The sequence below is a fragment of the Streptomyces sp. Tu 3180 genome, assembly GCF_009852415.1.
Taxonomy (GTDB): Bacteria; Actinomycetota; Actinomycetes; order Streptomycetales; family Streptomycetaceae; genus Streptomyces.
This window is the reverse complement of sequence record NZ_WOXS01000002.1, coordinates 7,529,694-7,548,073: the sequence shown is the minus strand read 5'-3', so window position 1 is coordinate 7,548,073 and position 18,380 is coordinate 7,529,694. Positions and strand designations below refer to the sequence as shown.

The following is an 18,380-nucleotide window of genomic DNA, read 5'->3' as shown; positions in this document are numbered from 1 at the left end:
CCTACGGGCGGCCCTTCTTCGGGACGTCACGGCCCGGCCGCCCGGTGTCGCCCTCGGCCTCGGCCTCGGCCTCGATGCGCTCCTTGCGCACCTGACCGCGCACGGTCTCCTCGGTGGTCTGCTCCTCCGTGGTGAGCCGCACCCGCTCCACCGGTACCGCCTCGGTCTCCACGACGGGGCGCTCCTCGTGCAGCGTGACCTCGTGCTCGGCCTCGGAGATATCCGGGCCGGACATGGCGGCGTCGCGGTTGGCGTCCGTGATCGGCTCCCGCTCCACGCGCACTTCCTCGTGGCGCACCGGCACGGTCTGCTGGACCTCTTCCGTGACCACGTACTTGCGCAGCCTGGCCCGTCCGGTCTCGCGGCGCTCGACGCCGACGCGCATCTGCTCCTCGGAACGGGTCATGGCGTCGTCGCCGCGCGCACCCGTGCGCGCCTCACCCCGCCGGCCGGCCATGTCCGCGGTCCCGGCCGTCCCGCCGGCCGCCCCGGCCGCGTCGTCTCGGCGACCGGCCGTGCCCGCGGCCCCGGCGGCGCCCGCCGCCCCGGCCGTGCCCGTGCCGGTGGTCCGGTCACGGTCGCCCGGCTCGGCCAGCACGCTGTCCCAGTCGATGCCGTAGTAGTCGTACAGACGGTGTTCCTCGTCCGCCGACAGGTGGCCGCCCGCGTCGACGTCGACGTTGGGCGCGCCCTTGACCTTGTCCTTGCGGTACGGGACTTCGAGGTGGTCCTGCACCACGGAGGCGTCGCGGATGGGTATGAAGGACTCGTTGGAGCCGAACATCCCCGTCTTGACGGTCACCCATTCGGGACGCCCGCTCATGTCGTCGAGGAAGACGTGCTTCGCGTCACCGATCTTGTTGCCGTCCCCGTCGTACACGGGGTGATCCAGCAGGGTCGCAATCTCTTCGCGGGTGATCATCTTTCCTCACCCTCCCTTCGGGGTCGCTCCTCCCCCGGTTCTCCGCATCCACCGACCGAAAACGATGGATAAGCCACAAATTTCACTGTTTTGTCCACAGTGCTCTCCCGTGGACACCGTCACCGCGCGCGGGACCGGACTCCGGCTGAGCGGCGGCGGCCAGGGCGCGGCGGTCGGTGAAGTCCCCCGGCGGGATCGGGGCCCGCACCTCGACCTCCGCGATCACCCCGCGGGCCGAGGCCACGCGCCACAGCGAGGCGAGCAGGGTGTCGTCGCCGACGAAGGCCACGGCGGTCACCGGGTCCCCGCGCACGGTCCGGTAGCGGATCCGGACCGGCTGGACCGGGACCGCCGCGTCCAGTGCGGCCTGGAAGACCGCGCGGCGGAAGTGTCCCTGGGCCCGGCCGCACCAGGTGCTGCCCTCCGGGAAGGCTCCGACCGCCGCGCCCTCGCGCAGGGCCCCGGCGATCCGGGCGACCGTGTCCGGCAGGGCGCGCAGCCGGTCCCGGTCGATGAACAGGACGCCGCCGCGCGCGGCCAGCGGCCCCGCCACGGGCCAGCTCCGTATCTCGGTCTTGGCCAGCATGCGGGCGGGCCGGACCGCGGCGAGCAGGGGCACGTCGAGCCAGGAGATGTGGTTGGCGACGAGCAGCAGTCCGCCCGCGGGCACGGCGGCCCCGGTGATGCGGACCCGGACCCCGGCGGCCCGCACGATCCAGCGGCACCACCGGCGCACCGGGTCCGCGGGGATCCGCCGCCCGAGCGGCAGCAGTGCGATCCCGGCGAGGAGCAGGAGAACGACCGCGGTCAGCCGTGCCACCGCCCGCACCGTCCGCGGCACGACCGCCGCGGCTGCCGCCGGCTCCACACAGCCCCGTGGGGTGCAGGGCGCGCCGGGCAGCCAGGGGCTCATCGGGCCGGGACGAGGGAGAGGAAGTGGCGCAGGTAGCGCGGGTTGACCCGGTGCATCGGCAGCAGCACGTAGAAGTCGGCGACGCCGAAGTCCACGTCGTGCGCGGGTTCCCCGCAGACCCAGGCGCCGAGGCGGAGATAGCCGCGCAGGAGGGCGGGCAGCTCGGTGGGGGCCGCGGGAGCGGCGGTCTGCGGCGGCCAGGGCAGCAGGGGGCGCACGCGGTACTCCTCGGGCGCCAGGTGCTTGGCCCGCACCCGGTCCCAGGTGGCGGAGACGAGCGCGCCCCCGTCGGCGAGGGAGACGGAGCAGCAGCCGGCCAGCCAGGCGTGGCCGTGGTCGGTCATGTAACGGGCGATGCCGGCCCAGATGAGCCCGATGACCGCGCCGTCGCGGTGGTCGGGGTGCACGCAGGAACGGCCCACCTCGACGAGGCCCGGCCGTATCGGGTCGAGCGCCGAGAGGTCGAACTCGCCCTCCGCGTAAAGCCGTCCGGCGATCCCGGCGCGCTCCGGCGGCAGCAGCCGGTACGTCCCGACGACCTGGCCGCTCACCTCCTCGCGCACCAGCAGGTGGTCGCAGTACGCGTCGAAGGGATCGATGTCCAGCCCCGGCTGCGGGGTGGACAGCAGGGCGCCCTGTTCCCCCGCGAAGACGTCGTGCCGCAGCCGCTGGGCGGCGCGCACGTCCTCCTCGTCGCGGGCGAGGGTGACGGTGTAGCGGATGGGCGCCGCGGGCTGCGGGGGGCGGTGGAGCGTGGTGACGCCGGTCATGGCTGACTCCTGGGCACGGGCCGGGTTCGGCGGAGCGGAGGCGGACCGGGGGACGTGCGGCCCGCCGCTCCTGTTCTTCCGACACCGGTTGGCGCCTGCGTGACCTGTGCCGGGAGCGCGGATGTGGGGATGTTGAACGACGCGCGCCCGTGAGCCGCCGGTCCCGCGGCCCGGCGCCCCGCGGGGCGGCCGCGCCCGTACGGCGGCGGCGGCGCGGAACCGCTCCCTCCCCCTTGTGCCCGGGGACCGTGCGGCGAAGACCGCCGACGGGGTGCGACAGCCCTCGTCCCCCGTGCGGGACACGAGGCGGGGCCGGGATGAGCACCGGCTCCCGGCCCCGCCCGTCCGCCCGTCCCGGCGAACGCTTCCCTGTGCGGCCCGCCGCTACCCCTTCGCGGCCTTCCGGGTGGCCCGCAGCCACTCCTTGTTCATGCCCGTGATGGAGACGAGCGGGATGCCCTTGGGGCAGGCGGTGGCGCACTCGCCGGCGAGGGTGCAGCCGCCGAAGCCCTCCTCGTCCATCTGCGCCACCATGTCCAGCACCCGGGTCTCGCGCTCGGGCGCGCCCTGCGGCAGGACGTTGAGGTGGTTGATCTTGGCGGAGGTGAACAGCATCGCCGCGCCGTTGGGGCAGGCCGCGACGCAGGCGCCGCAGCCGATGCACTCGGCGTGCTCGAAGGCGAGGTCCGCGTCCGGCTTCGGCACGGGCGTGGCGTGGGCCTCGGGCGCGGAACCGGTGGGGGCGGTGATGTAGCCGCCGGCCTGGATGATCCGGTCGAAGGCCGACCGGTCGACCACCAGGTCCTTCACGACCGGGAAGGCCGCCGCCCGCCACGGCTCGACGTCGATGGTGTCGCCGTCCTTGAAGGACCGCATGTGCAGCTGGCAGGTGGTGGTGCGCTCGGGCCCGTGGGCGTCGCCGTTGATGACCAGCGAGCAGGCGCCGCAGATGCCCTCGCGGCAGTCGTGGTCGAAGGCGATCGGGTCCTCGCCCTTGAGGATGAGCTCCTCGTTGAGGGTGTCGAGCATCTCCAGGAAGGACATGTCGGGTGAGACGCCGTCCACCTCGTACGTGGACATGGTGCCGTCGGCGTCGGCGTTCTTCTGCCGCCAGACGCGCAGGGTGAGCTTCATGCGTAGCTCCGCTGGGTGGGGTGGACGTACTCGAAGACCAGGTCTTCCTTGTGCAGGACGGGAGCCTCGCCGGTGCCGGTGAACTCCCAGGCGGCGGCGTAGGAGAACTCGTCGTCCTTGCGGGCGGCCTCACCGTCCGGGGTCTGGGACTCCTCGCGGAAGTGACCGCCGCAGGACTCCGATCGGTGCAGCGCGTCGAGGCACATCAGCTCGGCGAGCTCCAGGTAGTCGACGATGCGGTTGGCCTTCTCCAGCGACTGGTTGAACTCCTCGCCGGTGCCGGGGACCTTGATGCGCCGCCAGAACTCCTCGCGGATCTGCGGGATGCGCTCCAGCGCCTTGCGCAGACCGGAGTCGGTGCGGGCCATGCCGCAGAACTCCCACATGAGTTCGCCGACCTCGCGGTGGAAGGAGTCGGGGGTGCGGTCGCCGTCGACGGACAGCAGCAGGTTCAGCCGGTCCCGGGTCTCCGCCAGCACCTCCTGGACGACGGGGTGGTCGTCGCTCACCTCGTCCCGGTGCGGGTGGCGGGCCAGGTAGTCGTTGATGGTGGCCGGCAGGACGAAGTAGCCGTCGGCCAGGCCCTGCATCAGCGCGGAGGCACCGAGGCGGTTGGCGCCGTGGTCGGAGAAGTTGGCCTCGCCGATCGCGAACAGGCCGGGGATGGTGGTCTGCAGGTCGTAGTCGACCCACAGGCCGCCCATCGTGTAGTGCACGGCGGGGTAGATCCGCATCGGCACCCTGTACGGATCCTCGTCGGTGATCCGCTGGTACATATCGAAGAGGTTGCCGTACTTCGCCTCGACGGCCTTGCGGCCCATCCGCTCGATGGCGTCCGCGAAGTCGAGGTAGACGCCCTGCCCGCCGGGGCCCACTCCCCTGCCCTCGTCGCAGACGTTCTTCGCGGCGCGGGAGGCGATGTCGCGCGGGACCAGGTTGCCGAAGGACGGGTAGATGCGCTCCAGGTAGTAGTCGCGCTCGTCCTCGGGGATCTCGTGCGGCGGCCGGGTGTCGCCCTTGGCCCTGGGCACCCAGATCCGGCCGTCGTTGCGCAGCGACTCGCTCATCAGCGTCAGCTTGGACTGGTGGTCGCCGGTGCGCGGGATGCAGGTGGGGTGGATCTGGGTGAAGCAGGGGTTGGCGAAGTACGCGCCGCGCCGGTGCGCGCGCCAGATCGCGGTCGCGTTGGAGTTCATCGCGTTCGTCGACAGGTAGAAGACGTTGCCGTAGCCGCCGGAGGCGAGGACCACGGCGTCCGCGAAGTAGGTGGAGATCTTCCCGGTGATCAGGTCCCGGGCGACGATGCCGCGGGCCCGGCCGTCGACGACGATCAGGTCCAGCATCTCGGTGCGCGGGTGCATCTCGACGTTGCCGGCGGCGATCTGCCTCGACAGCGCCTGGTAGGCGCCGAGCAGCAGCTGCTGGCCCGTCTGGCCGCGGGCGTAGAAGGTGCGGGAGACCTGGACGCCGCCGAAGGAGCGGGTGTCCAGCAGGCCCCCGTACTCGCGGGCGAAGGGCACGCCCTGGGCCACGCACTGGTCGATGATCTCCACGGAGATCTGCGCGAGGCGGTGCACGTTGGACTCGCGGGCGCGGAAGTCGCCGCCCTTGACGGTGTCGTAGAACAGGCGGTGGACGGAGTCGCCGTCGTTGCGGTAGTTCTTCGCCGCGTTGATGCCGCCCTGCGCCGCGATGGAGTGGGCCCGGCGCGGCGAGTCCTGGTAGCAGAACTGGACGACGTGGTAGCCCTGTTCGGCGAGGGTGGCCCCGGCGGAGCCGCCCGCGAGGCCGGTGCCGACCACGATGACCGTGTGCTTGCGCCGGTTGGCGGGGTTGACCAGCTTGGCCTCGAAGCGGCGCTTGTCCCAGCGCTCGTGGACAGGGCCGGCGGGGGCCTTGGTGTCGACGACCGGCTCGCCGGTCGCGTACTCGGTGTAGGAAGTCATGGTCAGCTCACCACTCCGGTCATGACGCCCACGGGCACGGCGAGGAAGCCTGCCGTGAGCAGCAGCGCGAGGACGTTGGCGACGGTCTTCAGGGCGCGGTCGCGGGTGCGGCTGCCGACGCCGAGGGTCTGGGCGGCGCTCCAGAAGCCGTGCCGGATGTGCAGGCCGACGGCGAGCATCGCGACGATGTAGACGGCGTTGCCGTACCAGGTGGAGAAGGTGTCCACGACGTTCTGGTAGGGCTTGCCGGTCTCGAAGCCGCCGGAGTGCACGTGGCCGGTGGTCAGGTCCAGGACGTGCCAGACGATGAACAGGGCGAGGATGATCCCGCCCCAGCGCATGGTGCGCGTGGCGTAACTGGCCCGCGGCTTCTTGTGCACGTACTTGCTGGGCCGTGCCTTGATGTCGCGGCGGCTGAGCTGGTACGCGGAGACGGCGTGGGCGGCGACCGCGACGACCAGCACGATCCGGACCAGCCACAGCGTCCACTCGTAGTGCATGAACGGCTCGCCCACGGTGCGCAGCCAGTGCGCGTAGTGGTTGAACTCGCCGGCCCCGAAGAAGATCTTCAGGTTTCCGATCATGTGGACGACCAGGTACAGCAGCATGATCAGTCCGCTGACCGCCATCACTGCCTTCTTGCCGACGGTCGAGTCCCACACGGTGCGTGCCATGGACGGCCGTCGGTCCGTCCGCGTTGCCAGAGCCATGTCACCGACGCTAGGGCCGGAGGACCCCATCGGTCCAAGACATGGTGCAGCTTGTTTCGATAGGGAGAGCCTATGATGAGGCATGCAGTTCCAGCAGCTCCAGTACTTCGTGGCGGTCGCCGAGACGCGTCACTTCACCCGGGCCGCCGAGCTGGTCCACGTCGCGCAGCCGTCGCTGTCGCAGCAGATCAAGGCGCTGGAGCGGGAGCTGGGGGCGGATCTGTTCCTGCGGGCGCGCGGGAACATCACGCTGACCGACGCGGGCGAGGCGCTGCTGCCGCTGGCCCGGCGGATCCTGGCCGACGCGGACACCGCCCGGCACGAGGTGCAGGAGCTGGCGCAGCTGCGCAGCGGCCGGGTGCGGCTGGGCGCGACGCCGAGCCTGTGCACCGGCCTGCTGCCGGACGTGCTGCGGGTTTTCCACGACCGCTACCCGGGCGTCCGGCTGCTGATCGAGGAGGGCGGTTCGCACGATCTGGTGCGGGAGCTGGCCCGCGGGGCCCTGGACCTGGCCCTGGTCGTCCTGCCCCTGCCGACGCCCTCCCCCGCGCTCACCACGGTGGAGCTGCTGCGCGAGGACCTGGTGGTGGTGTCCTCCCCGGACGCCCCGGGGCCGGAGCGGGGGCGGCGCACCGTGCGCATCGCCGACCTGGAGGGCGAGCGCCTGGTGATGTTCCGGCACGGCTACGACCTGCGCGAGCTGACCGTGGCCGCGTGCCGCGCGGAGGGCTTCGAGCCGGAGTTCGCGGTGGAGGGCGGCGAGATGGACGCGGTGCTGGGCTTCGTGCGGGCGGGGCTGGGCGTCGCCGTCGTGCCGCGCATGGTGGCCGCGCGGTCCGGGCACGGCCTGCGGGTGACGCCCCTGGCCCGCCCGGGCCTGCACCGGACCATCGCCCTGGCCCACCGCAGCGACGTGGCTCCGCCCCGGGCCGCCAGGGAGCTGCAGCGGATGCTGCTGGAGCGGTGAGCCGGGCACCGCGCGAAGGGGCTCGGGCCGTCCGCACCGTACGGCGCGGACGCGCGGCCCGCGCCCCTCGCGGTACGCCGGTCAGACCGCGTCCGGCGGCACCGGGGTGCCCTGGTGGTAGTACATGCGCCAGCCCGTCTCCCCGTCGCGCTCGCGCCACAGGGAGCTGCGGCGGGCGCGGCGGCCGTCGAAGCGGGTCTCGTACGTGAGGTGCACCAGGCCGGGCGCGAGGAGGACGCCGGTGATCTCCGACGGCTCGTGGACCGGGCCGTCCGCCGAGCTGCCGGGGTGGTCGGGCAGCCACGCGATCATGTCCTCGTACGTGTAGCGCCGGCCCGAGGACCCCACCTCGGTGAACTCGGGGTCCAGCAGGCGCGCGACCTCGGTGCGGGAGGACCGCACGGCGGGGTCCATGAGGCGCAGCTCGCCCTCGATCGCCGCGTTCACCGCGTCTGTTTCACGAGTCATCCGCACATGATCGCCCGCGCCCCCGGCACCCCCGCAACCGGATTGCGGCCCTCACCCCGTCGCGTCCACCAGGGCCAGCTCGTGCAGCCGCTCCGGCGGTCCCGGGCGGGCGTAGTACCAGCCCTGGGCCGTGTCGCAGCCGAGGATGCGCAGCTGCTCGGCCTGGGCCCCCGTCTCCACGCCCTCCACCGTCACCGCCAGGTCGAGGCTGTGCGCCAGCGAGACGATCCCCTCGACGATCTTGAGGTCGACGGGGTCGGCCGGGAACTGCTGCATGCTCTGGGTGAACGAGCGGTCCAGCTTGAGCACGCTCACCGGGAGCCGGCGCAGATTGGCGAGGTTGGAGTAGCCGGTGCCGAAGTCGTCCAGGGCGATGTCGACGCCCATCTCGGCGAGCCGGCGCAGCGGCTTCAGCAGGTCGTCGTCGGCTCCGATCAGCGCCGACTCGGTCACCTCGAGGCACAGCGCGTCCGGCTCCACGCCGGTGCGCTCCAGGATGTCCACGGTGTCCTGGACCAGCCCGGGGTGGGTGAGCTGGCAGGGCGAGAGGTTGACGTTGATGCGCAGGGACCCCACGGCCTCCTCGCCGCCGTTCCTCTCTCGCCACTCACGGGCCTGGCGCACCGACTGCTCGAGCACCCAGCGCCCCAGCGGAACGATCAGCCCGGTGTGCTCGGCGAGCGGGATGAAGCGGTCCGGGGACAGGACGCCGTGCTGCGGGTGCAGCCAGCGCACCAGCGCCTCGGCACCGCGCACGCTCCCGTCGCCGAGGTGCACCAGCGGCTGGTACTCGATGAAGAACTCGCCCCGGTCCAGGGCCGTCGGCAGCGAGGTGGTGAGCCCGTGCCGGGTGATGGCGCGGGCGTCGGCCTCCGGGTCGGCCAGCTCGAACCGGTTGCCGCCCGCCGACTTGGCCCGGTACATGGTGATGTCGGCGCTGCGCAGCACCTCCGCCGCGCTGCGCTCCCCGGCCGGCCCCTCGACGATGCCGATGCTGCCGCGCACGGTCAGTTCCCGGCCGTCGACGCTGATGGGGGCGAGCAGCGCGTTCATGATCCGGGCGGCGAGCTCGTCGACCGTGCGCGGGGTGTCGGGGCCGGTGGTCAGCGCCACGAACTCGTCGCCGCCGAGCCGGGCCACCATCTCCCCGGGCGCCGTGGCGCAGGACTGGAGCCGGTCGGCGACCTCGACGAGCAGCCGGTCCCCGGCCGCGTGCCCGAGGCTGTCGTTGACGGTCTTGAAGCCGTCCAGGTCCAGGTAGCACAGGCCGAACCGCCGGCCGTCGCCGGCGTTCAGCGCCTTCTCCAGGCGCTCGAAGAAGAACGTGCGGTTGGGCAGCCCGGTCAGCGCGTCGTGGGTGGCCTCGTAGCGCAGCCGGAGGTTGAGCAGCCGCCGCTCGGTGGTGTCCTCCATGAGGGCGAGCTGGTACTGCGGGGCGCCGTCGGCGTCGCGCAGCAGGGACACCGTCAGGTTGGTCCACAGGACCGTTCCGTCCGGGCGGTTGAACGCTTTTTCCAGGTGGTAGTGCTCGCGCTCGCCGCGCACCAGCTCCTCGTAGAGCTTCCAGGTCTGCGGGGCGTCGTCGGTGTGGGTCCACTCCGTGACGTTGCGGCCGCGCAGGCTCTGCTCGGACAGGCCGAACATGCGCCGCAGCGCGCCGTTGACCTGCAGGACGTTGCCGTCCAGGTCGGCGATGCCGATCCCTATGGCCGCGCCCTCGAAGACCGCGCGGAACCTGGCCTCGGTGGCGTGCAGCGCCTGCGCCACCACGCCCTGCGCCTGCAGCGCGGCCTGGGCGATGGACTCCTGCTCGGCCAGGGTCCGCTGCCGCAGCGCCTGCGCGTACCCGGCGGCCATGGCGTGCTGGAGCCTGGCCGAGCGCGCCCGCAGGTCCTCGCGGTCGCCGTCCCCGCCGCAGTACAGGACGAGGTAGGCGTCCACGCAGTCCAGGCTCCGGCTGAGCGCCTCGGGGTCGGTGCAGTGCGCCTCCACCAGCGCGGCGCCGGCCCGCCTGCCCGCGTCCGGGTCGAAGGACCTGGCCCGCAGCGCCTCACTGAGCAGCCGGGCCGGCGGCAGCAGGAGCGCCTCGAACTCCGGCCGGGTCGACGACGTCGAGGTCACCGGGAAGACCGCCCGGCTCCAGATCGTCGCGAACCTGCGCAGTCTGTCCTCCGGCCCGTCCGGTTCCGCGCTCACGCCGTACGCCCCACGCCCGCGAAACCGGAGAAGGCATAGGGATCCTCGTCCTCCGGTGCGGTGTCCGGCCGCCACTGCGGCATCGGCACCAGTCCGGGTTCCACCATGTCGTACCCCTCGAAGAACCGCGCGATCTCGTCGCGCGAGCGCATGATCAGCGGGTTGCGGATGTCCTTGTACACGTCCACCGCGCCCTCGGCCCGGTCCGGCGGCAGCGGGATCCCCTCGTACGAGGCGTGGGTGAGCACGAGCAGGCTGCCGGGCGCGAGGGCGTCACGCAGTTCGGCCACCGCCGCGTACGGGTCGTCCGCGTCTTCCACGAAGTGAAGTATGGCAACGAGAAGCAGCGCCACTGGCCGATTCAGGTCGATCAGCCCCCGCAGTTCGGGACTGTCCAGGATCTCGCGGGGCTTGCGGAGGTCCGCGGCGACGACGTCCGCGCCGTCGTTGCCCTCCAGGACGGCCTGGCTGTGCGCCACGGCCACCGGGTCGTGGTCGACGTACAGCACGCGCGCGCCCGGGTCGGCCGCCTGGACCACCTCGTGGACGTTGCCGAAGGTCGGGATGCCGGAGCCGATGTCCAGGAACTGGGTGATGCCCTCGTCGACCGCGAAACGCACCGCCCGCCGCATGAAGGCACGGTTCGCCTGCATGATCTTGGGGAGTCCCGGCATGAACTCCATGGCCTTGCGGGCCGCTTCCCGGTCGACCTCGAAGTTGTGCGAACCGCCCAGGTAGTAGTCGTACATCCGGGAAACGCTCGGCACCGATATGTCGATGCTGCGCGGGGCCCAGGCGGGACGTTCCATGTATCTCTCCAAGGCGTAAGCGATCCGGTGTTCGAGCAGAGGCTACTGATCGCCCGCCAAAGGAGCGACCTCAAACGGAAATTGACCATCCGTTCCCGGTCACTGCCAGCGGCACGTGCCGCGCCGGCACCCCCGGCGGACACCCACGCGAGGTGTCCGCGGCGTCCCGGAGCGTTCCGGCACGCCCGGAATCTCCCGGGAGCACCCGGCGGTTCCGGGAGAAGAGCGCCGACGGTTCCGCGCGTTCCGGTGAACCACGGCACAACGGTCCGCCCCTCCGCGGGCTGCGGAGGGGCGGACTCGGGGCCGGCGGCGTCGCAGTGGACGACAGCCTGGGGAGGTTGTTACTCCTCCGACGCGCCGACCGGCTTCCCGTCGGGCCGTACGGCGTACCAGGTGCCGCCGACGCCCTGACCGTTGGTGTCGCCGGGAGCCTTGTCGCCGGCGAAGGTGTAGATGGGCCAGCAGTTGATCGTCTGCTGGTCGGCGCCGTCCGGGCGGGTGAAGGTCATGTAGCCCTTCTTCTGGATGCCCTCGGTGTCCTCGAAGTCGACCGGCGACACCACCGGCCACTTCTCCAGGCAGGCGCCGGTGCAGGCCGACACGGGCTTCGGCCAGGCCTCGTCCTTCATGAAGCGGTAGACGGTCATGCCGTTCCCGTCGACGACGATCTCCCCGAGCTCGGGGTCCTGGCGGGTGGACAGGCCGGGCTGCTCGGCCGCCTGCGCCTTCTTGCCCTCGGGGTTCAGCGCGTACCACTTGCCGCCCACGCCCTGGCCCCTGACGTCCCCGGCGTTGACGTCCTTGACGTAGCGGTAGGCCGGCCAGCCGCCGACGGTGAGCTGCTTGGTGCCGTCGGCCCGGACGACCTCGCCGAGCAGCGACTCGTCGATCCCCTCGCCGGCCGTGACGTCGTCGGCGGGCACCGGGGGCCAGGTCTTGGCGCAGTCGCCGTCGCAGTTGGACTTGGACGGCTCCGCGGCGTCCTGGTCGAAGCGGTAGAGGGTCAGACCGAGGCTGTCGGTCACCACCTCGCCGAGTTCGGCGTCGGTGGAGACGGCCAGCTCGCCCGCCGTGCCGGAGGGGCTCTGCGAGGCCTGGGCGCCGCCGCCCGGCTTGTCGGCTCCGGCGCCGATGCCGGCGTAGTCCCCGGCGCCCGTCGTGGCGCCGACGTTCTGGCTGCCGGCCTGCGGAGGAGCGTCCTGACCGCACGCCGTCGTCAGGGCCAGCACCGCCGCGGCGCTCGCCACGAGCGAGGCGGTCCGCCAGGTGGTCTTCATCGTCAACTCCACATCATCGCAAGGGTGTTGCAGCGCCCTGCTGTGCCGCCGCTCGACGATGGGTACGCACGGGAGCACCCGTGGTGTTCAACGCCGGCCCGGATTTTTTTCCGGAACCTGCGTCTCCGCGGGAATCCACCGGGGGTAACTCCTTCGGGGCAATCATCCGGCTCCCGGGCGTGACCCGGCGGGTCACGCCTCATGATCCTCGTCGTGCAAGCACTCCTACCGACCCAATCCCGCGTCACCGCGCGCGCGTTGGCCGTGGCGGCGCTGATCTGGTCGCTGGCCGGGGCGCCCGGCCCGGCGGTGGCCGACGCCTGCGCGTACGCCTCGACGGGGCCGGACGGCACCGAGGCGGTCGCGGTCGCGGGAAACGCCACCTGGCCGCTCCCCCCGCCCTGCGCACCGCCCCCGCCGTCCCCCACACCGACGCCCACGCCGACGCCCACGCCGACGCCGTCGCCCCCTCCGCCCCCGCCTCCGCCTCCGCCGAAGCCGACACCTCCCCCGCCGCCGAGACCCGGCCCCACCGCGGAACCCGAGCCGACGCCCCCTCCGCCCCCGCCGGCGGCCCGCCCGGCGCCGCCTCCCGTCCGGCCCGCGCCCGCTCCCCCGCCGGCACCGCGCCCCTCACCGCCCCCGGCGCCGTCGGCCACGCCGGAGCCGCGTCCGTCCGCGACGCCCGTGCGCTACCCGCGGTACCGGGCGGCCCCGGTCCGGCGGACCTCCGGCGGCGCCACGTCGCCGCTCACCTTCGTCCTGCTCATCACGGTGCCCGCGGTGGTCGCCGTCGCCGCGCTGCGCCCCCGCTGAACCCGATGAACCCGACCGCCCCTGGAGGCACCTCTTGCCGGAATGGCTTGTTCTCACCCTCGCGATGCTGGCCGCCTGTGTCGTCGTGGTCGTCATCACCCTCGTACGGCACCGCCGGGCGGCCGACGACGAGGATCCCACCGAGACCCCGGACGTCATCGAGTACATGACGATGTGGATCGGCGTGGTGTACGCCATCGTCCTGGGCCTCGCCATCGCCGGCGTCTGGGAGGGGCGCAGCGCCGCCCAGGAGCACGTGCGGGCGGAGGCGGTGGCACTGCACGAGATCTCGGAGCGGGTGCGGGTCTACCCCGTCGAGGTGCGTGACCGCATCCGGGACGATGTCAACGCCTATGTCGGACACGTCGTCACCACCGAGTGGCGGACCATGGCGGACGACGGCCGGGTCACCGAGCACGGCACCGAACTGCTCGACCGCGTCCGCCGGGACGTCACCGACTACCGGCCGCGGACGGACTTCGAGGCGCAGGCCTACCAGCCGCTCGTGGACCAGGTCGCCGCCGCCGACCAGGCCCGCAGCTCGCGGGCGGAGTCGACCGGGCGGACCATGCCGGGCGTGGTGTGGTTCGGCCTGATCACCGGGGCCGTCGTCACCATCGGGATGGTCTTCGCGCTGCAGATCCGGCGCACCTCCCGCGAACTGGTCCTCGCCGGGCTGTTCTCCGCGCTGATCGCCTTCCTGCTCTTCCTCATCTGGGACTTCGACGCGCCCTACGGCCGGGGCATCGCCGCGTCGACGGACCCGTTCCTGCGGCTCTTCCCGCACGTAGGGGGCTGAGCACCCACGGTCGCCGGCTGCCGTGCGGCACGGCACTTCGCCCCGGATCCGGCGGGGTCCGGGGCGAAGTCCTCCCGTCACGTGCGAAGCGGCCGCCCGCAGGGGAAGGCGGCTCAAACGTGCTTCTCGGCTCGGCGGCGCATCCAGAAGACACCGCCGCCGGCGACCGCCGCGGCCACCAGCCCTCCGCCGATGGCGATGTCGGTCGGCGTCGCCCCGCTGGTGCTGCTGCCGCCGATGCCGCCGCGGACGCCGCCGATGACGGTGAAGGCGGCCGGCCGGGTCAGGCTCCTGCCGGAGCAGTGGACCGTGATGTCGTACGAACCGGGGCGGGCGTTGTGGTCGATGGTGGCGGTGCCCTTCGCGGTGTCGTTGGTCCCGCGGATGGGCGTCAGGTTGGTCCTCGGGAACGCGTTGGAGGTCGCCGTGCCGCCGTTGGGGCAGCCGTCGACCGTGATGGTCAGCTGGCCGCCGCTGGCGATGACGCTGGGCAGGGCGACGATGTTGGACGGACTGGGAACCCGTCCGGCGTCCGCGACGGCCGCCGGGGCGGCGACCCCGAGGACGGCGACCGCGGCGCCCGCGGCCACCAGGGCACGTGAGTTGCGCATGTGATCCTCCGCGGAAGACGCCCCGGGTCCCGTCCCCGGTCGATCGGCGAGAAAACGTCTCCCGGAAAGACCCTCAGTTGCGTTGCCCGGGACCGCATTTCGGGGATGGTCCGTACCGGTGAGACCGCATCCCGCGAAAAGCCGAACGAGTGGGACATCGCCGCAGGTCACGACCCGTCAGAAAATCTTCGTCCGGTGCCACCCCGGATGGCGCACCGGCCGCCGTCGCGGCCACCCGTTCGCCGCCGCTCCCGTCGCCGGTTGCGCGCGCGGCACTTAGCGTTCTGGTATGCGCGAGCGACGCGGCGACGGCCGTGTCGAGAGGGGAAGGCGAATGTCTGCTTTCTGGCCGGCCGAAGCCGAGGAGGAGGCGCCGCGGAGGAAGCGCGCCCCCTGGGGCGTGATAGCGCTGGTTCTGCTCACCGGCCTCGCGCTCATCCGGAACGGCTCGGGGGAGTTCGACGTGGGTCCGCCGCAGCCGGCCAGCGCGGCCGCGGCCGACAGCCAGGCGCCCGGCGGCCCCGTGGCCGGTTCGGTTCAGCCGCTGCCGTACGCGGTGCCGGACCGGGTCAGGATCCCGGCGATCCAGGTCGACGCGCCGATCATGCCGGTGGGACTGGACGCGGAGGGCTGGGTGGACGCGCCGCCGCCGGAGGACCCGAATCTGGCGGGCTGGTTCACCGGCGCCGTCTCGCCCGGCGAGAAGGGCACGGCGGTCGTCGTCGGACACGTCGACAACCACCGGGGACCGGCCGTGTTCTACGGACTCGGAGCGCTGAAGAAGGGAAACCGCGTCGAGATCGCGCGCAAGGACGCGAAGACGGCCGTGTTCGAGATCTACGGCGTCGAGGTCTTCGCGAAGAACAACTTCCCCGGCGACCGGGTCTACGCCTCCAAGGGGGCCCCGGAACTGCGGGTCATCACCTGCGGCGGCGCCTTCTCCCAGCAGGACGGTTACGACGGGAACGTCGTCGCCTTCGCCCGCCTGGTCGAGGTGCGCTGAGCGGCCCCCCGACCGGGCGGGCGGGGCCGCTCAGGCACGCTGCCGGCGGGGCACGGTGATCCGGTAACCGGAGTCCAGCAGCTCGGGCAGATAGGCGCGCAGGGCCCGCACGCTCTGGGAGCGGTCGCCCCCGGCGTCGTGCGAGAGCACCACGACGCCGGGGGCGGCGCCGCCCTCCACCCGGTCGACGATGGTGCGGGTGCCGGGCTCGGTCCAGTCGAGGCTGTCGACCGTCCAGGCCAGGGGTTCCATGCCCAGTTCGGCGCCGATCTGGAAGGCGGCGCGGTTCCAGGCCCCGTACGGCGCGCGGAACCACTCGGGGCGCTCGCCGTAGGCCGCCTCGATGGCGTCGCAGGTGCGTTCCATCTCCGAGCGGATCCGGCCGCGGCTCAGGCTGGTGAGCAGGGGGTGGGACCAGGTGTGGTTGCCGACGACGTGCCCCTCGTCGGCCATCCGGGCCAGCAGGTCCTGGTGGTGGACCACCATCTCCCCGCACACGAAGAACATCGCCCGCACCTCGTACCGGGCCAGGGTGTCCAGGATGTCCGGGGTGTAGCGGGGGTCGGGGCCGTCGTCGAAGGTCAGCACCATGACGCGGCCGCGCCCGGACACCCGCAGCAGGGGTTCGCTGCGCACCGGGGGCCGGCCGGCCACGATGCGGGGCGGGCCGTACCCGGTCAGGGGCTGGAGGCGGTACGCGGAGGGCTTGAGCCGGTGGTGGGCGGCCCGGGCGCCGGCGGCGGGTCCGGCCGGAGGGGCGGCCCGGTCCCCGGCGCCGATCGCGAACACTCCGGCCGCACCGGCCGCGCCCGCGGCGGCGCCGGCGATCATCACCCGGCGCCGCGTGAGCAACTGATCCTTCTGCATGACTCATCAGTCACCCCGCGGAGGACCGGCGCACCCCCGCGACACCGGGGCGGCGGCACGTTTCCACCCGCTCGGCCCACCGGCCGGCCGCGCACCGGCCGTGGCGGGCCGGCCGCGGGCGGACCGGCCGGTGCGACGGGGTCCGATAGCCTCGCAGGTGTGACGCAACAGCCCTCCCAGCGCTTCGAACGGGGCACGGACGGTCCCAAGGTGATCGTCGTCGGGGTGGACGGCTCCGACTCCTCGCTGCGCGCGGCGGCGTACGCCTACGGACTGGCCCGGCGCCAGCGCGCGCTGCTCGCGGCGGTGTACGTGCGGCCGGTGATGGCCGCGGGCGCCGTGCTCGGCGCGCCGATCGCCGACGTGACCGACGAGATCGCCGAGGACCTGGTGGCGCGGATCCGGGACGCGGACGAGCGGGGCAGGGGGCTGTCCGGCGTCCGCTGGGAGTTCCACACGTTCCGCGGCGACCCCTACAACGGCCTGGTGAGGGCGGCGGACGACCTCAAGGCGGACGCGGTCGTGGTGGGCGCCTCCGAACGGGCGGGCCACCGGATCGTCGGGTCGGTCGCGGTGCGGCTGGTGAAGGCGGGGCGCTGGCCGGTGACGGTGGTGCCGTAGCTCCACAAGCGTGCCCGCGGGCGTGCGTGGCGTCTTTCGCCGACGGCGTGGGGGAGGCATCATGATCCGCCGTCAGCCGTTTGCCGATCGTGAAGAGGTGAGGCGCATGGCCGGGCTTCGGACGGGTGAGGGAGTTCTCCGTCGCAAACCCATCGAGCACATCGAGGAGACGGAAGTCGGCGAGGGCACGCGGCTGGAGCGCACCCTGGGCCTGTGGCAGCTGACCGCGATCGGCGTGGGCGGCATCATCGGCGCCGGCATCTTCACGCTCGCGGGAACCGTGGCCAACGGCACGGCCGGACCGGCGGTGCTGATCTCGTTCCTGGTCGCGGGTGTCGCCAGCGCCGCCGCCGCGCTGTCGTACGCGGAGTTCGCGGGCCTGATCCCGAAGGCGGGCTCGGCGTACACCTACGGCTACGCGGTGCTCGGCGAGCTCGCGGGCTGGTTCATCGGCTGGGACCTGCTGCTGGAGTACACCGCGATCGTGGCGGTGGTGGCGATCGGCATCTCCGGCTACTTCAGCTTCCTGGTGAACTCGATGGGCGCCGACCTGCCGAACTGGATGCTCGGCGCGCCGGGCACCGGCGACGGCCACCGCGTCGACCTGTTCGCGGCGCTGCTGTGTCTGCTGATCGCCTTCCTGCTGAACCTCGGCATCAAGAACGCGGCCCGTTTCGAGACGGTGGTCGTGGTGCTGAAGGTCCTGGTGGTGCTGCTGGTGATCGCGGTCGGCGTGTTCCACATCGACACCGCGAACTACGACCCGTTCTTCCCGTACGGGGTGGGCGGTGCGTTCACCGGTGCGGCGACGGTGTTCTTCGCGGTGTTCGGCTACGACGCGATGTCGACGGCGGCCGAGGAGTCCAAGGACGCGCAGCGGCACATGCCGAAGGCGATCATCTACTCGCTGGTGATCTCGATGGTCCTGTACGTGGCGGCCTGCCTGGTGCTGACGGGCATGCAGGACTACCGGGACATCGACCCGGAGAGCGGATTCTCCACCGCGTTCGAGTCGGTGGGGCTGAGCGGGCTCGCGGACGTGATCGCGGTGGGCGCCATCATCGGCATCCTCACGGTGATGTTCACGTTCATGCTGGGCGTGACGCGGGTGTGGTTCGCCATGTCGCGCGACGGGCTGCTGCCCCGCTGGTTCGCCAAGACCCATCCGACGCGGCACGTGCCCACGCGGGTCACCTGGATCGTCGGGGTGGGGTCGGCCGTCATCGCCGGGTTCCTGCCGATCGGCGAGGCGGCCGAGCTCACCAACATCGGGATCCTGCTGGCGTTCGTGGTGGTGTGCACGGCGGTGATCGTGCTGCGCTACCGGCAGCCCGAGCTGCCGCGCACCTTCCGCACGCCGTGGATGCCGGTGGTGCCGGCGATGGGCGTGGTCTTCTCGATCTGGCTGATCACGTTCCTGCAGTGGCAGACCTGGGCGCGGTTCGCCGTGTGGCTCGCGCTCGGGCTGGTGATCTACTTCTCGTACTCCTACCGGCACTCGAAGCTGGCGCGGCGTTAGTGCCGCAACGGTGTCCGTGCCGGTCGCCG

The 18,380-nt window shown here is 72.6% G+C and carries 18 protein-coding genes; 6 read left to right on the top strand and 12 right to left on the bottom strand.

Annotation, left to right across the window (positions count from 1 at the left end; translation table 11 throughout):
• Position 1 precedes the first annotated feature (1 nt).
• The 6 genes from GL259_RS34220 to GL259_RS34195 all read right to left on the bottom strand — a co-directional run bounded on the left by GL259_RS34220 (position 2) and on the right by GL259_RS34195 (position 6,359).
• Entirely contained in the window at positions 2–922 is a 921-nt protein-coding gene (locus GL259_RS34220; protein WP_159537214.1) for a PRC and DUF2382 domain-containing protein, read from the bottom strand.
• Positions 923–1,004: 82 nt separating this feature from the next.
• Positions 1,005–1,835, bottom strand: a complete 831-nt coding sequence (locus GL259_RS34215; protein ID WP_159537213.1) for a lysophospholipid acyltransferase family protein — start codon at positions 1,833–1,835, stop codon at positions 1,005–1,007.
• Positions 1,832–2,605 (bottom strand): GNAT family N-acyltransferase, encoded by a 774-nt coding sequence (locus GL259_RS34210; RefSeq protein WP_159537212.1) that lies wholly within the window; start codon positions 2,603–2,605, stop codon positions 1,832–1,834. The genes GL259_RS34215 and GL259_RS34210 overlap by 4 nt, the downstream gene beginning before the upstream one ends.
• A gap of 384 nt (positions 2,606–2,989) precedes the next feature.
• Positions 2,990–3,739, bottom strand: a complete 750-nt coding sequence (locus tag GL259_RS34205; protein ID WP_159537211.1) for a succinate dehydrogenase/fumarate reductase iron-sulfur subunit — start codon at positions 3,737–3,739, stop codon at positions 2,990–2,992.
• Positions 3,736–5,685, bottom strand: coding sequence for a fumarate reductase/succinate dehydrogenase flavoprotein subunit (locus GL259_RS34200; RefSeq protein WP_159537210.1), 1,950 nt, complete (start codon positions 5,683–5,685; stop codon positions 3,736–3,738). Before GL259_RS34200 ends, GL259_RS34205 begins: the two co-directional genes overlap by 4 nt.
• Before the next feature lie 2 nt (positions 5,686–5,687).
• Entirely contained in the window at positions 5,688–6,359 is a 672-nt protein-coding gene (locus tag GL259_RS34195; RefSeq protein ID WP_159539199.1) for a succinate dehydrogenase, read from the bottom strand.
• 118 nt (positions 6,360–6,477) lie between these two features.
• Between GL259_RS34195 and GL259_RS34190 the strand changes: the two genes are divergently transcribed.
• Complete coding sequence (locus tag GL259_RS34190; protein WP_159537208.1) at positions 6,478–7,362, top strand: LysR substrate-binding domain-containing protein; 885 nt, start codon at positions 6,478–6,480, stop codon at positions 7,360–7,362.
• 81 nt (positions 7,363–7,443) lie between these two features.
• Here the strand turns inward: GL259_RS34190 and GL259_RS34185 are convergent, their stop codons facing one another.
• From GL259_RS34185 to GL259_RS34170, 4 genes are all read right to left on the bottom strand, one after another.
• Positions 7,444–7,830, bottom strand: coding sequence for a DUF4440 domain-containing protein (locus GL259_RS34185; RefSeq protein ID WP_159537206.1), 387 nt, complete (start codon positions 7,828–7,830; stop codon positions 7,444–7,446).
• Positions 7,831–7,881: 51 nt separating this feature from the next.
• Positions 7,882–10,026: an EAL domain-containing protein gene (locus GL259_RS34180; protein WP_159537204.1), complete on the bottom strand. Its 2,145-nt coding sequence runs from the start codon at positions 10,024–10,026 to the stop codon at positions 7,882–7,884.
• Positions 10,023–10,835, bottom strand: coding sequence for an SAM-dependent methyltransferase (locus GL259_RS34175; protein ID WP_159537202.1), 813 nt, complete (start codon positions 10,833–10,835; stop codon positions 10,023–10,025). The genes GL259_RS34180 and GL259_RS34175 overlap by 4 nt, the downstream gene beginning before the upstream one ends.
• A 344-nt stretch (positions 10,836–11,179) precedes the next feature.
• Positions 11,180–12,115 (bottom strand): SCO0930 family lipoprotein, encoded by a 936-nt coding sequence (locus tag GL259_RS34170; protein WP_159539198.1) that lies wholly within the window; start codon positions 12,113–12,115, stop codon positions 11,180–11,182.
• A 687-nt stretch (positions 12,116–12,802) separates the two neighbouring features.
• Between GL259_RS34170 and GL259_RS39420 the strand changes: the two genes are divergently transcribed.
• On the top strand, positions 12,803–12,931 hold the full coding sequence (locus GL259_RS39420; protein WP_279578640.1) for a hypothetical protein: 129 nt from the start codon (positions 12,803–12,805) through the stop codon (positions 12,929–12,931).
• Between the two features lie 34 nt (positions 12,932–12,965).
• Entirely contained in the window at positions 12,966–13,730 is a 765-nt protein-coding gene (locus tag GL259_RS34165) for a DUF4239 domain-containing protein (RefSeq protein WP_159537200.1), read from the top strand.
• A 113-nt stretch (positions 13,731–13,843) separates the two neighbouring features.
• Here GL259_RS34165 and GL259_RS34160 read toward each other — a convergent pair whose 3' ends face one another.
• Positions 13,844–14,341: a hypothetical protein gene (locus tag GL259_RS34160; RefSeq protein ID WP_159537198.1), complete on the bottom strand. Its 498-nt coding sequence runs from the start codon at positions 14,339–14,341 to the stop codon at positions 13,844–13,846.
• Between the two features lie 334 nt (positions 14,342–14,675).
• Here GL259_RS34160 and GL259_RS34155 point away from each other — a divergent pair, with 334 nt between their 5' ends.
• Entirely contained in the window at positions 14,676–15,344 is a 669-nt protein-coding gene (locus tag GL259_RS34155) for a class F sortase (protein ID WP_159537196.1), read from the top strand.
• Positions 15,345–15,374: 30 nt separating this feature from the next.
• On the opposite strand, the gene GL259_RS34150 is transcribed toward GL259_RS34155, so the two are convergent.
• Complete coding sequence (locus tag GL259_RS34150; protein ID WP_208026555.1) at positions 15,375–16,211, bottom strand: polysaccharide deacetylase family protein; 837 nt, start codon at positions 16,209–16,211, stop codon at positions 15,375–15,377.
• 159 nt (positions 16,212–16,370) lie between these two features.
• Between GL259_RS34150 and GL259_RS34145 the strand changes: the two genes are divergently transcribed.
• Entirely contained in the window at positions 16,371–16,832 is a 462-nt protein-coding gene (locus GL259_RS34145; RefSeq protein ID WP_159537194.1) for a universal stress protein, read from the top strand.
• A 106-nt stretch (positions 16,833–16,938) separates the two neighbouring features.
• Positions 16,939–18,351 carry an amino acid permease gene (locus GL259_RS34140; protein WP_159537192.1) on the top strand — a complete coding sequence of 471 codons (1,413 nt, stop codon included), beginning with the start codon at positions 16,939–16,941 and terminating at the stop codon, positions 18,349–18,351.
• The last annotated feature ends 29 nt before the right edge of the window (positions 18,352–18,380 follow it).

Bases quoted from the DNA above. Each gene is read 5' to 3' on its own strand.
- GL259_RS34205 (WP_159537211.1), bottom strand. From the start codon at position 3,739: ATGAAGCTCACCCTGCGCGTCTGGCGGCAGAAGAACGCCGACGCCGAC.
- GL259_RS34210 (WP_159537212.1), bottom strand. From the start codon at position 2,605: ATGACCGGCGTCACCACGCTCCACCGCCCCCCGCAGCCCGCGGCGCCC.
- GL259_RS34190 (WP_159537208.1), top strand. From the start codon at position 6,478: ATGCAGTTCCAGCAGCTCCAGTACTTCGTGGCGGTCGCCGAGACGCGT.
- GL259_RS34215 (WP_159537213.1), bottom strand. From the start codon at position 1,835: ATGAGCCCCTGGCTGCCCGGCGCGCCCTGCACCCCACGGGGCTGTGTG.
- GL259_RS34200 (WP_159537210.1), bottom strand. From the start codon at position 5,685: ATGACTTCCTACACCGAGTACGCGACCGGCGAGCCGGTCGTCGACACC.
- GL259_RS34170 (WP_159539198.1), bottom strand. From the start codon at position 12,115: ATGAAGACCACCTGGCGGACCGCCTCGCTCGTGGCGAGCGCCGCGGCG.
- GL259_RS34195 (WP_159539199.1), bottom strand. From the start codon at position 6,359: ATGGCACGCACCGTGTGGGACTCGACCGTCGGCAAGAAGGCAGTGATG.
- GL259_RS34155 (WP_159537196.1), top strand. From the start codon at position 14,676: ATGTCTGCTTTCTGGCCGGCCGAAGCCGAGGAGGAGGCGCCGCGGAGG.
- GL259_RS34175 (WP_159537202.1), bottom strand. From the start codon at position 10,835: ATGGAACGTCCCGCCTGGGCCCCGCGCAGCATCGACATATCGGTGCCG.
- GL259_RS34150 (WP_208026555.1), bottom strand. From the start codon at position 16,211: ATGCAGAAGGATCAGTTGCTCACGCGGCGCCGGGTGATGATCGCCGGC.
- GL259_RS34140 (WP_159537192.1), top strand. From the start codon at position 16,939: ATGGCCGGGCTTCGGACGGGTGAGGGAGTTCTCCGTCGCAAACCCATC.
- GL259_RS34185 (WP_159537206.1), bottom strand. From the start codon at position 7,830: ATGACTCGTGAAACAGACGCGGTGAACGCGGCGATCGAGGGCGAGCTG.
- GL259_RS34220 (WP_159537214.1), bottom strand. From the start codon at position 922: ATGATCACCCGCGAAGAGATTGCGACCCTGCTGGATCACCCCGTGTAC.
- GL259_RS34160 (WP_159537198.1), bottom strand. From the start codon at position 14,341: ATGCGCAACTCACGTGCCCTGGTGGCCGCGGGCGCCGCGGTCGCCGTC.